The 12,234-nt window shown below is 28.6% G+C and carries 18 protein-coding genes, 2 tRNA genes and 1 pseudogene; 5 read left to right on the plus strand and 16 right to left on the minus strand.

The genetic code is table 11. The annotated features are described in order from the left end of the window. The first annotated feature begins 22 nt into the window (after positions 1-22). Positions 23-760 carry a DUF2334 domain-containing protein gene (locus HZY31_RS06495; RefSeq protein ID WP_297318611.1) on the plus strand — a complete coding sequence of 246 codons (738 nt, stop codon included), beginning with the start codon at positions 23-25 and terminating at the stop codon, positions 758-760. 10 nt (positions 761-770) lie between these two features. On the opposite strand, the gene hisH is transcribed toward HZY31_RS06495, so the two are convergent. The 7 genes from hisH to HZY31_RS06530 form a co-directional block, all read right to left on the minus strand. After that, entirely contained in the window at positions 771-1,364 is a 594-nt protein-coding gene (gene hisH / locus HZY31_RS06500; protein WP_297318612.1) for an imidazole glycerol phosphate synthase subunit HisH, read from the minus strand. A 15-nt stretch (positions 1,365-1,379) separates the two neighbouring features. Continuing rightward, positions 1,380-1,922, minus strand: coding sequence for a TATA-box-binding protein (locus tag HZY31_RS06505; RefSeq protein ID WP_214400048.1), 543 nt, complete (start codon positions 1,920-1,922; stop codon positions 1,380-1,382). 140 nt (positions 1,923-2,062) lie between these two features. Next, positions 2,063-2,374, minus strand: coding sequence for a 50S ribosomal protein P1 (gene rpl12p / locus HZY31_RS06510; protein ID WP_297318613.1), 312 nt, complete (start codon positions 2,372-2,374; stop codon positions 2,063-2,065). A gap of 107 nt (positions 2,375-2,481) precedes the next feature. Continuing rightward, positions 2,482-3,498: a 50S ribosomal protein L10 gene (locus HZY31_RS06515; RefSeq protein WP_297318614.1), complete on the minus strand. Its 1,017-nt coding sequence runs from the start codon at positions 3,496-3,498 to the stop codon at positions 2,482-2,484. Between the two features lie 15 nt (positions 3,499-3,513). Then, positions 3,514-4,167, minus strand: a complete 654-nt coding sequence (locus HZY31_RS06520; RefSeq protein ID WP_297318615.1) for a 50S ribosomal protein L1 — start codon at positions 4,165-4,167, stop codon at positions 3,514-3,516. A gap of 266 nt (positions 4,168-4,433) precedes the next feature. Further along, entirely contained in the window at positions 4,434-4,742 is a 309-nt protein-coding gene (locus HZY31_RS06525; RefSeq protein ID WP_214400052.1) for a DNA-directed RNA polymerase subunit L, read from the minus strand. Then, positions 4,711-5,337, minus strand: a complete 627-nt coding sequence (locus HZY31_RS06530; protein WP_297318616.1) for a DUF2067 family protein — start codon at positions 5,335-5,337, stop codon at positions 4,711-4,713. The genes HZY31_RS06525 and HZY31_RS06530 overlap by 32 nt, the downstream gene beginning before the upstream one ends. A 107-nt stretch (positions 5,338-5,444) precedes the next feature. Here HZY31_RS06530 and HZY31_RS06535 point away from each other — a divergent pair, with 107 nt between their 5' ends. Then, a complete protein-coding gene (locus HZY31_RS06535) occupies positions 5,445-6,365 on the plus strand; it encodes a tyrosine--tRNA ligase (protein WP_297318617.1) in 921 nt (306 codons plus the stop codon). 7 nt (positions 6,366-6,372) lie between these two features. Here HZY31_RS06535 and HZY31_RS06540 read toward each other — a convergent pair whose 3' ends face one another. Then, positions 6,373-6,762, minus strand: coding sequence for a hypothetical protein (locus HZY31_RS06540; RefSeq protein WP_297318618.1), 390 nt, complete (start codon positions 6,760-6,762; stop codon positions 6,373-6,375). Positions 6,763-6,769: 7 nt separating this feature from the next. After that, positions 6,770-7,312 (minus strand): precorrin-6Y C5,15-methyltransferase (decarboxylating) subunit CbiT, encoded by a 543-nt coding sequence (gene cbiT / locus HZY31_RS06545; RefSeq protein WP_297318619.1) that lies wholly within the window; start codon positions 7,310-7,312, stop codon positions 6,770-6,772. Between the two features lie 94 nt (positions 7,313-7,406). Here cbiT and HZY31_RS06550 point away from each other — a divergent pair, with 94 nt between their 5' ends. Next, positions 7,407-8,429, plus strand: a complete 1,023-nt coding sequence (locus tag HZY31_RS06550; RefSeq protein WP_297318620.1) for a site-2 protease family protein — start codon at positions 7,407-7,409, stop codon at positions 8,427-8,429. 1 nt (position 8,430) lies between these two features. Here the strand turns inward: HZY31_RS06550 and HZY31_RS06555 are convergent, their stop codons facing one another. Genes HZY31_RS06555 through rpoE form a run of 5 tightly spaced genes read right to left on the minus strand, consistent with a single transcriptional unit; the run spans position 8,431 to position 10,192 of the window. Next, entirely contained in the window at positions 8,431-8,616 is a 186-nt protein-coding gene (locus HZY31_RS06555; protein ID WP_297318621.1) for a 30S ribosomal protein S27ae, read from the minus strand. Continuing rightward, on the minus strand, positions 8,617-8,922 hold the full coding sequence (locus HZY31_RS06560; RefSeq protein ID WP_297318622.1) for a 30S ribosomal protein S24e: 306 nt from the start codon (positions 8,920-8,922) through the stop codon (positions 8,617-8,619). Between the two features lie 15 nt (positions 8,923-8,937). Beyond that, positions 8,938-9,423: a GTP-dependent dephospho-CoA kinase family protein gene (locus tag HZY31_RS06565; RefSeq protein WP_297318623.1), complete on the minus strand. Its 486-nt coding sequence runs from the start codon at positions 9,421-9,423 to the stop codon at positions 8,938-8,940. A 6-nt stretch (positions 9,424-9,429) separates the two neighbouring features. After that, positions 9,430-9,609, minus strand: coding sequence for a transcription elongation factor subunit Spt4 (gene spt4, locus HZY31_RS06570; protein ID WP_214400061.1), 180 nt, complete (start codon positions 9,607-9,609; stop codon positions 9,430-9,432). A gap of 16 nt (positions 9,610-9,625) precedes the next feature. Continuing rightward, positions 9,626-10,192, minus strand: a complete 567-nt coding sequence (gene rpoE / locus HZY31_RS06575; RefSeq protein WP_297318624.1) for a DNA-directed RNA polymerase — start codon at positions 10,190-10,192, stop codon at positions 9,626-9,628. A 256-nt stretch (positions 10,193-10,448) separates the two neighbouring features. On the opposite strand from rpoE, the gene HZY31_RS06580 reads away from it, so the two are divergent. Further along, positions 10,449-10,526, plus strand: a tRNA-Arg gene (locus HZY31_RS06580). A gap of 23 nt (positions 10,527-10,549) precedes the next feature. Continuing rightward, positions 10,550-10,624 (plus strand) — tRNA-Glu (locus HZY31_RS06585). 119 nt (positions 10,625-10,743) lie between these two features. Here the strand turns inward: HZY31_RS06585 and HZY31_RS06590 are convergent. Together HZY31_RS06590 and HZY31_RS06595 are read right to left on the minus strand one after the other, a co-directional pair. After that, the gene (locus HZY31_RS06590; RefSeq protein WP_297318625.1) at positions 10,744-11,976 is read right to left on the minus strand and encodes an FIST signal transduction protein; all 1,233 of its coding nucleotides are present in this window, start codon (positions 11,974-11,976) and stop codon (positions 10,744-10,746) included. 116 nt (positions 11,977-12,092) lie between these two features. Continuing rightward, positions 12,093-12,234 (minus strand): annotated as a pseudogene (locus tag HZY31_RS06595) (IS6 family transposase); the annotation flags it as partial.

Raw genomic sequence — 12,234 nt, forward strand, 5'->3', positions numbered from 1 at the left:
TTTTAATAAAATAAGGGAAATTATGAGAATTTTATTTCAATTAATTATAATCCTGTTTATAGTTTTATTGCCATCTTTAATAAATACAAATTATAATTTATATAAAAATCAAAATAAGCCAATAATATTAATTCACGATGTTAGTCCAGTTTATTTTAAAGATTTAAAAAAAATTGTAAAAATAATAAATAAATATCATTATCAAAATAGAACTTATCTTTTTTTGATTGTCAATCATGCAAATGAGCATAATTTAAAAAACTATCCTGAATTTGTTAAATATCTGCATGAATTAGAAAAAGAGGGTTATCACATTGAGTATCATGCCTACAATCATATAGGAGATGAATTTAACTGTAATAAAACAGTTGCAGAGGAAAAACTAAATAAATCCTTTAAAATATTAAAAGAATGTGGCTTTAACCCTAAAAAAATTAAGTATTTTATTCCGCCAAGATACATAATATCAAAAGATGCAGAAAAATTATTCTTAGAGAAGAATATAACAATAATTCTAAATAACAAAATTATTACAAAGAAAAATGGAAAAATTTATGTAATTAGCATTATAAATAGAGAATATACCTGGTATCTTCCAAAAATATTAGTAAAAGAGGCTGAAATAATTGCATTAATTGATTACAAATTAAGTAAAATTGAAAACAAGCCTTATTTTTTATCAATTCATCCCAAGGCAGTAAATTATGGTGGTGGATTATTATTTTTAAACGATTTTTTAAATGAAACTTCAAGAAATTAATAAAAGAGTTTTATAATAGTTCAACGAAGTTTTCTATAATTTTTAATCCAACTTTTCCACTTTTTTCAGGATGAAACTGTGTTGCATAAATATTGTCTATATTTATAGCACTTGGAAATTCAATTCCATATTCAGTTTTGCCTATAATATACTCTTTATTTAAAGGATTTACATAGTAGGAATGAACAAAATAAAAGTAACTATTATCCTCTATACCTTCAAATAATGGGTTGTCTTTAACTATTTTTACATTATTCCAACCCATGTGAGGTAGTTTTTCAACATTTCTAAATTTAATAACATTACCTTTTATTACACCCAAACCTTTAACATCTTTTTTTTCCTCACTCTCTTCAAATAAAACCTGCATACCTAAACATATTCCTAAAAAAGGAACTTTATCATCAAATATTTTATATAATGTTTCTTTTATTTTTGATAAATTTTCCATAGCACTCCCAAAATTCCCAACTCCTGGTAAGATTACTTTATCACACGCTAATAACTCTTCACTGTCTTTTGTTATTATTGCTCTGTCATAAAGTTCAACTGCCTTCTGAATACTTCTTAAATTTCCTGCATTGTAGTCAATTATCCCAATCATTTTCATCACTAAATTTTAAAGTTCTTGAACTTCTTTTATTGTCTCTAAGATTTTATTTAGAGCCCTTTTAGCATCTTCCTCACTCTTTAATCCAGTAATAACAACCTTACCACTACCAAAAATTAAGACAACAACTTTTGGATCGTCTAATCTATAAACTAATCCAGGAAATTGTTCAGGTTCATACTCAGTTCCTTCAACCATTAAGGCGATTTCATCTAAGTTTGGCTCAATTCCCAAGTCAGCAGTAGCAACCATATTTTGAACTTTGATTTCAGGATTCTCAATAACATCGAATCCAGCATCTTTTAATTCCTTTATAATTTTTTTAATTGCAATCTCTGCCTCTTCTTTGCTCTTAGCCCCTGTACAGTTTATTTTTCCACTTCTGAATATTAGCAATGCTACCTTTGGAACTGACAATCTACAAACTAATCCAGGAAATTGTTCTGGTTCATATTCAGCATTATCTAAAATCATTGCAACTTCTTCTAAATCAATATTATCTCCAATTTTTGTTGAAACTACAACATTTACTATTTTTATATCAGGTTCCATAATTATTCACCTTTTTAGTAGATGGCTTACATATTATAAATTCTCATATATATAGATTATTTATAAATATAAATATAATATCTGTATATCCAAATTGATAAATATATTGTATAAAAATAAAAAATAAAGATTTAAGGGATTTATCCGAATAAAGCAGCCAATCCAGCAATTGCTGCTCCAGTATCTTCTTCTTTTTTCTCTTCCTCTTTTTTCTCCTCTTCTTTTTTCTCTTCAACTGTTGATGATGCAGTTGTTGCAGGAGCAGTTGCAACTGGCATAGCAGCGTTTGCTATTGCCTCTTCAATATCAACTCCTTCCAATCCAGCAACTAATGCCTTAACTCTTGCCTCATCAACTTCTACACCTGCTGCAGTTAAAACTGCTTTAATAGCATCTTCTGTTATCTCTTTTCCTGCACTGTGCAATAATAATACTGCGTAAATATATTCCATATTTTACACCTCCATTTTCATTAATATTAATAGTATTTTGTGTTTTATCCATAATTTATATTTAATTTGCAATTCACTATTTATTATTAATTATTTATATTTTTCGGTTAGAATAATAATGCCAATCCTGCTACTCCTGAATCTTCTTCTTTTTTCTCTTCCTCTTTTTTCTCCTCTTCTTTTTTCTCTTCAACTGTTGATGATGCAGTTGTTTCAACTTCTGACAATTTAGATTTTATATCTTCATCTAAAGCATCTTCAGGCAACTTGGAGGCTAATGCCAACGCTTGTGCTTGTGCCTTTGCTAATATATCTCCAGCAGTTTCTTTTGTTATAAATGCTGTTTCAATTGCCAATGCCTTAGCATTAATAAATGCTTTCTGTATCAAGTATGGCAATACTTCTCTTGCTGGATATGCTATGTTAAATGCTAAGTTAAATGCATTTTGGTAGGCAGTTTGAATATCTGCCAATAATTTTTCTTCATCTGCTTTTAATACATCTGGAGTATATATAATTCCATCTTCATAAACTGCCAAAATGTTTAAACCTACTTTTATTGGTTTTATTCCTAATCTGTCTAATACTGCTGCTAATTTTGGTGAAACTACTTCTCCTTTTTTAACAACTACTTTGTCCTCTTTAATTACAATTTTACCTTTTTCAATTGCCGCTGGAATACCTACACTTTTGAGCTCTCCTAAGAATGGTCCTGGAGGCATTCCAGTAGAACCTTTTTCAACTTTAATGTCACATGGGGCAATTTGCCCTCCTTTTACAGGAGCAGGACTTTTATTTTCTTCCAACATCTTATAAAGTTTAAATGGATTCATATCTGTTACTAATATTGCAGCCCCTCTCTCTACATAGTTTGCCAATTCAGCTAACTTTGGATTATTCAATTCTTCAGATGCTTCTTTTAAGGCTCTTTTAATTAATGTGTTTCTTGACATTCTCAATTTAACTTTATCTCTAATTTTGTCTCTAATTTCTTGTAATTGAGGGGCAGGGACATCCATCATATCTACTATGGCAACTACAGGCTTACTTTTAATAAGCCCCTTGAGTGTTTTAACCTCTTCTATCTTCCAGGGGGCCACATGAGCTTTCACTTTTGTTTCCATTTTTATCCCCATTATTTATTTTTTCTTATCTTTTTTGACTTTTACAGCTGGACCCATAGTTAATTTAACATATGCATCTTTTAAGTGATACAAACCTTTCTCATATTTCTTATCTATTACATTTAAAACAGCCTCTATATTATCAACTATTTGTTCATCAGTCATTTTTTCATTTCCAACTAATACTTGGAAGTAAGGTTTATCTCTTGTGTTTATAACAACAGTTTTTTTCAATCTTTCTACTAATGGGGCTATATTTGCATTAGCTGGAACTGGCTTAGGCATTTTACCTCTTGGACCTAATATCATACCCATATATCTACCAATCAAAGGCATTAAATCGGCTTGAGCAATAAAGAAGTCATGTGCCTTAGCAATTTTTCTTAATTTTCTTTTGTTTTTACCTAATTCTTCAATTTCTTCTTTTCTAATAGCAGTTAATCCTAATTCCTCAGCCTGTTTAATTAAATCACCAGTTCCTATAACTGCTATCTTTGCCTCTTTACCTCTCCCATGAGGAAGCACAACTTCAGCCTTTATTCTGTTCTCTGGCTTCCTCATGTCAATCTCTTTTAATATTCCTATGAATTCAAAAGACTGTGTGAAGTTTCTCGGCTTCGCGAGTTCGCGAGCCTCCTTCACCGCTTGCAACAGCGCTTCTCTGTCCATATTTCACTCCTCCTTATAACTTTATTGAGGTTTAACTTGTTTAATTCTTGTTTAATTATTTAAATTTGATGAAAATCACCAATATTATATGACATCTTATATAAATATTTTACAGTTGAAATTACATTACATTTAAGTTAAAAGAGAGAGATTCACTAAATTTCTAAGACAAAAATTAAAAATTTGTATATAGAAAATACTATACACAGTATATAAAATTTTCGGTATACTGGATTTGAAAAGAAAACATTGAAAATTTTAATAAATTATTGTTTATTCATTTTCTCTTTTAATTCATTGAGTAAAGTATCGCACATATTTATAATATCTCTCAAACATTCTTTTAAAACTTCTATTGGATCTACACCATCTTCAGTTATTACAGTTATCTTTGGATTTGATATATATCTTCCAGTTTCTGGATGTAACAATGGATGATCTATAGAGTATGAAGCCATCTTTACGCCTTCTTTTGTTAATAGAATATCTTTCAATAAATTTGGTAGAGAGTGATCTTCATTTATTAACTCAATTTCAACTAAATTATTCTTCCTTTCCAATATCTTTATCTCCATATTCTCCCTCCAATAGATCTTTTTTAGCTAAGTTTATATCTTTGTTTAATACTATTCTACCATCTTCCTCTTCTCTAAGGAATTCTTTTTCTAAGGCCTCTTTAATTACCTCTTCAATAGGTTTGTTTTTTATAAAAGATACTAAAACTACTAAATTTTTTACAGGTTTTGAACCAAGATTTGAAAATCTCAACTCTTGATAAAGTTCAAAGAGATTTTTTAGAATATCATTAAATTTATTAATGTCAATGTCTGTTTTTATTGCATTTTCATCTTCTAAGTATATAACTCTATATCCTAAAGTCTTAAGAGTATCTATTATCAAATCTTTATTAACTGGATATTTAAGTTCTGATAAAACATATTTATATAAGCCTTCTTTGTCTTTTCTATACATTCTCCTTACTTTTTCTATTAAATTTACTATAGTCCTATAATTTTCATTTAAGGAATCTTTATCAAATCCAAATACAAAGATCTTTACATGATTTCCTTTTGATTCTATTGTGCAATCAACCTTTAGCCTTGATAATCTTTCACAAAGATCTAAAAGTTCTTGGTCACTACTAACCTTAAATGAAATTATTTTTCTCATATATTGTCACCAACGATGGAATAACATTTAATTAGTATAAAGTGTTTATAAAATATAACTGCCTAATATAATAAAGTTTTGCATTAGAATATTTTCTGGTGGTAATGATGGATACATTTGAGATGATAAAGAAAAACACTTCTGAAATAGTTAGTGAAGAAGAACTTAAAGAAGTTTTAAATAAAACAAATAAAAAAGCATATATTGGATTTGAACCAAGTGGTAAAATACATTTAGGGCATTACTTACAAATTAAAAAGATGATTGACTTACAAAATGCTGGATTTGATATTATAATATTATTGGCTGATTTACATGCCTATCTAAATCAAAAAGGAGAGTTAGATGAGATTAGAGAAATAGGAGAATACAACAAGAAAGTTTTTGAGGCTATGGGTTTAAAGGCTAAATATATTTATGGTAGTGAGTTTCAATTAGAGAAAGATTATACTTTAAATGTATATAAATTAGCCCTAAAAACAACTTTAAAAAGAGCAAGAAGAAGTATGGAACTTATAGCGAGAGAGGATGAAAATCCAAAGGTTGCTGAAGTTATCTATCCAATAATGCAAGTCAATGATATTTATTACTTAGATGTTGATGTTGCAGTAGGAGGAATGGAGCAGAGAAAAATCCATATGTTAGCAAGAGAATTGTTACCTAAAAAAGTTGTCTGTATTCATAATCCTGTTTTAACTGGATTAGATGGAGAAAGTAAGATGAGTTCTTCAAAAGGAAACTTTATTGCTGTTGATGACTCACCAGAAACAATTAAAGAAAAAATTAGAAAAGCATACTGTCCTGCTGGAGTTATTGAAAAAAATCCAATAATGGAAATTGCTAAATATTTCCTTGAATATCCTTTAACTATAAAGAGACCTGAAAAATTTGGAGGAGATATAACTGTAAATAGCTATGAAGAATTGGAAAATCTGTTTATAAATAAAAAATTACATCCAATGGACTTAAAAAATGCTGTAGCTGAGGAACTTATAAAGATTTTAGAGCCAATTAGAGAAAAGATATAAATATAAATTAGACAATTATTATATCACTTAATTTTCTCTTATTCTCTTCCTTTTTAAGATCCTCTAATGGTACTGGTTTAGAATCTGCTATTATAATGTTATCATTTTTTCTATCATTAGTTTTTTTAGTAATTTTATTAAGATTTTGCATCATATTATAATTTTGTTTTTTAATATCTTTTTTATCCTTATTATTTTTTGGATGAGGGAGAGTTTTATATCTAATTTTAACAATAATCTCTCCTTCTCCATCATCTTTATCAAATGGTAGATTTATCTTAGCAGTGTCTTTAGATAAAACTTCTAATGAAACATTTTTATCCCCTAAATAAATATCAACATAGGTAATTAAAACACTTTCTGGATTTTGTATTGAGAGAGTTATTTTCTCCTCCATACTTAATCTACCTGACAGCTTTTATTATTGTTATTGGATTTTTTGCTAAAAACATGTGTCCAGAAGAGATTTTTTTGCTGTATGAAACTGTAATATTAACTGCCTCTACATTATAGCCCTTATTTTCTAATTCATTTATAATTTTAACGGCATTTTCTAAAACAATTGTATTGGCGACAATATGATTAATATTTTTTTTGTTCAATATTTCAATGATTTTATCAATGTTTTTTGTTCCACCAATAAATGCCTTATTAAACTCTAATTTTTCTAAAACTTCCTCAGCCCTACCTTTTATAACTTCACAGTTTTTTATTTTAAATTTTTCTAAATTTTGTTTAGTTAATTCTACTGCCTCATCTAAGTAGTCAATTGCATATACAAACTTGCATCTTTTAGCCATCTCAACAGTCATACCCCCACTACCACAGCCAATATCAACAACAACATCATCTTTATTTAAATTTAATTTCCCAATACTAACTGCTCTAATTTCTTCTTTTGTTATTGGTATATTATCTTTTCTTATAAATTCACTGTCTGGGATCATAATAATGTCACCAATTTTAGTAAGTATATAAGTAGGTAATAACATAATTGAATTTGAAGATTTAATAATTAAAAAATTGCAATAGGGGAAATTTATGAACTATTCAATAAGACTATTTAGAGTTATGGGAATTCCAATAGAGTTACATATAACATTTATTCTATTATTAATAATTATAATTGGGCTATCTGTGATTAATAAAAATATATTTTGGGCTATTTTATTTATTTTATTGTTTGTCTCTGTCGTTTTACATGAATTAGGGCATAGTTATGTGGCTAAAAAGTATGGTGTCAAAATTGAGAAAATTTTACTTCTACCAATTGGCGGAGTAGCGATGATGGATAAAATTCCAAGAGAAGGAGAGCTAAAGATAGGTTTGGCTGGTCCAATAGTTAGTTTTATTATTGGAATCTCCTTATTAATTATATCTCAATTTTTTGATATAAATATTGGAGGTTATCCTTTAATATATACAGTTGGATTGTTAAATTTAATGCTTGGTAGTTTTAACTTAATTCCTGCCTTTCCTATGGATGGAGGTAGAGTTTTAAGGGCTATATTATCAAAAAAATATGGCTATTTAAAATCTACAAAAATAGCGGCAAATATTGGAAAAAGTTTAGCTTTGGCTATGTTAATTTTTGGATTACTATCAATGAATATTATATTAATTTTAGTGAGTTTGTTTGTATATTTTGGTGCTGAACAAGAGAGTAGAATGGTGGAAGTTGAAACAATCTTTAAAAATATTAAGGCAAAGGACATTATGACACCAAATCCAGTATGTGTAGATCCAAATATGAGCATTGAAGAATTTTTAAATTTTATGCTTAAACACAAATATTTTGGATATCCAGTAGTTGAAAATGGAAAATTAATTGGTTGTATAGGGATAAATAATATACATAGTAAAAAAGGGACTGTAAGAGATTATATGGAAAAGTCTGTAATAGTTGATGAAAATACTGATATAACTGACATTTTAAAAAAGATGGTTTATGCTGATAGGGTTTTTGTTGTAGATGAAAATAACAATTTAAAAGGAATAATATCAAAGACAGACATATTGAGGGCTATGAATATATTAGAATTAAAAGAAGAGTTAAATAATTAATTTATTCTTCTTTCTTTTGAGGCTGTTTCCATTCCATATATCCACATTTTCCACAGGAGTATCTATTTAAGTGCTCAGCCATAAAAACTCCTGGTCCACATCTTGGGCAAAACTTCTTTAATCTAACAACTTTATCTCCTTCAATTTTGTAATATTTGTATTTTGCTGTTTTTTTACCTTTTGTCATTTATTCTCCCCCCTCAACTGCTGTTTCTTCTTCTATTTTATTTTTTCTTAAAATGTGTTCTCTTTCAACTAACTTTAACATTTCCTCATTGTCATATAATTTAGCATAACCTCTAACTCTCTGCATTCCAGATTCTCCAACAATTTTTTCAACTATTAATAAATCCCTATTTGCATTTAAGATTGCTGCAAGTTTTAATTTAACATCTTTGAATGTAGGTGTTGCTCCTTCATAATCTACAATAAATCTGTATTCTTTTCTTTTCAATAGTGGATTGTATCTTTCTGATAATATCTTTATCTCCATACTTTATCCCTCTTATCATTTTTTATTAACTCTTATAAATTGTTTTAATAAATTTTCAATTTCTTTTTTTATTTTTTCATTTATTTTTATAACAACCATACCTTTATTTGGCAATCCATATAAAACATAAGTTCCAAGAGGAAAGTATTTGATAACAATTAGTGTTAGTAAATCTTCCTCTCCATCTACTAATAGAGCGATGTCTTTATCATTTATGGTAGATAGGTATTTAATACTTTCTATTGCCTCATCAGATATACAACCAGGAGGATTTTTTATCTTAATAATTTTTTTAAAATTGTGATTTATTTTTATAGGGATTGTTCTTTGAGTTTTTAAATCAAAAATGGATAATTTAGGGATTATATTATTTTCAATTACTGTTTTAGTTACTATATCTCCAACAGTTACTATATCACCATCTATATTTGGTAATGTTTTATATACTTTTCCAAAGGGTTTTTTTAATTTTTCTCTTAAATTTTCTGGGAGTATTAACATGCTTATCTACTCCTTTACACTTAATGCATATTTACCTTTAATTTTAATATTTGCCTTCTTAGCAATTTCTGATTTTTCTGGATTTAAAACAATTAACAACCCAATCCAATTTTCGCTTGTTGGAGAGTGACATATAGGGCATATTTCGTCATTAGTTAGATATTTACATTTTAAGCAGGCTCTCATAACCTCACCTTTTTAGTTATTCTTCCTCTTTTTTATTTTTCTTTTTTTCCTCTTCAATCCACTCTAATTTTCCAAGATATGGCTGTCTCATCGTTAAAGCTATTTTACTTCCTCTCTTTCTTTCAGCTTTTAAACTAATAGCAACAATTCTTGCTCTAACATAGTCTCCAATTTCTAAAACTTTTCCAGTCTCTTTTCCAATAATCGCCTCTCTCTTAGGGTCGTAAGATACATAATCATCCATAATTTGCGAAACGTGTATTAATCCATCCAAAGGTCCTAACCTTACAAAACTACCAAATTCTACGACATCTACTACTTCTCCTTCAATAAGTTCATACATTTCTGGAATATACACAAGAGTTTCAAATACAACTGGGTGATAGGCTGAACCATCTCCATGAACGACTTTTCCATCTCCAATCTCTTTTACATCAACTATTGACAAAATAAAACCTACGTCTTTGTCTAATCTTCCTTCGTATTTTTCTATAAGAATTTTTTTTATGGTTTCTTTTAAATCATTTCCAAACTCTTCTGGGGGAACTCTAACAATATCAGCAATTTCTAATATCTTATACATAGTTAAATTCACCTCTTATTTTGAGTTTATTAAATAAAAAAGATTAAGAAACATTAAGAGTAATAATAAAATTAAAAATAATTTAAAAGATTAATAATTAAAATAAAAAACTAAAAATAACATTTAATGTTTAATGAAAATCTTACTACAAAGTTATATTTATAATTAACCATTTTATTTTTGTTATTAATTATGAAACGAAAAGTATATATATTAGTAATTTCTATTGTAAGAAGTGCTTATGCTTACTTTAAGAGGACCCGTAGCCTAGCCTGGATAGGGCACCGGCCTTCTAAGCCGGGGGTCGGGGGTTCAAATCCCCCCGGGTCCGCCACTCTTTTTTTTAAATTATAATATGCTCCGGTGGTGTAGTCCGGCCAATCATGCGGGCCTTTCGAGCCCGCGACCCGGGTTCAAATCCCGGCCGGAGCACTATTTTTTAATTTTATAATAAATTTATATAAGCAAATATATGGGTTTATGATATTTTTAAATATTTAATTTGTTTAAAAAATAAAAATTAGATTTAATTTAGATTTAATAATTGTTTATTAACATTGTGAGAGAGTTTCTTTACTAATTACTAATATTGTAGAGGTCTGATTATAGTGTCCCATCGAACCTCCTCTTGTAGATCCTTGCTCTCCATAAGTATTGAAACCAATTACAGGAATATCTTTACCAAAAGTTTTTCTTATAATTTCTACATCAGATATTCCTAATTTTTCATTTAATAAATGTCTCAAAACACAGTTAAATATAACAATTGCTCCAATTTCTTCTGGATTTCCAGCATCTTTTACTGCATCGTATAATGCTCTTTTAAAGTTTTCAATTGCTGTTTTTTTATCAGTAGTCATCATTGTAAGATAACAATTTTTTTGAACCTCTGCATAACATGGAACACTTCCATCTTTATTAGCACATATTGCACTTTTAATAATATAATCTGCATAAACATCTCCTGTTCTAACTCCAAAAGGATTGACACTCAACACTTCTGGGGTGATTTCATTAACCTCTAATAATTCTTTTAAAACTTCTGCTGCTGGCCTTTCATTTAATTCATAAATTACTCTTCCTTTACATTTAGTAATTACAGCCCCTTTATCTGTCGGAACATATGGATGGCTCATTCCTACTCCCATTTTTAAACCACATACCAATGCATTGACTACTGAGTTTGTATAAACACCATCTGCAAATTGATAAGTTTGTTTAAATTTTAAATCATCTCCAGAAGAACCTCCTACTATTCTTGAACTTCTTCCCATTTTTGATAACATCCCTCTTAATACCCCTTCTTCAACTCCTTGTAAACCATCTATAAGACATATTGTAGTAAATGGATTAATATTTAATAAATTAGTATTTTTAGATTTCATTAATCCTAAAAAAACGAATGATGCTAATGTAGGATCTTTTATGATGTTTTGATAAGCCATATTAATTGCAGTTCTTCCGGCTTCTTCAGGATTCTTTGAGATGTTCTCCCCCACTCCAATTCCTACTTTTAGAGCAGGACTTTCTAAACACATCACAGCTACAGTTCCTGTTTTAGGTTTAGTATAAAGATTGGTAAATTCTCCTGCTGTTGTTCCTCCAATGATATGCCCTTTTTTGATTTTTTCTCTAACTACAGAATATACTTCATTTGGATCAAAATCAGATGATGCAAAAACAATCGTTAATTTTGGATTATTTATATTTTCTAATGCCATTTCAACAGCTTCAGATATTGAACTTGATTGGCCAACACCAACATTTAATGCATTTCTTACCATTTTCATCACCATTTTTTGTTTAATATAATATTATTATTACTTTTTATGTTATGTATTATAAGATTTAAATTATCATTTTTATGTTTTTATATTTTTTTATAATTAACATGAGATTGTCAAGATAAGGATAAGAGGTAGTTATAGATGGAGGCGAAAGAATTAAGCCAGGAGATAATGGTAATAAATTTGGAATTATTAGGGAATCTATTATAGAAGGACTTAGTTTTTCGTTTAAGGAGGGAGAAGAAGCTTTCTACA

This window comes from Methanocaldococcus sp., from assembly GCF_024490875.1.
Taxonomy (GTDB): Archaea; AGJL01; Methanococci; order Methanococcales; family Methanocaldococcaceae; genus Methanocaldococcus.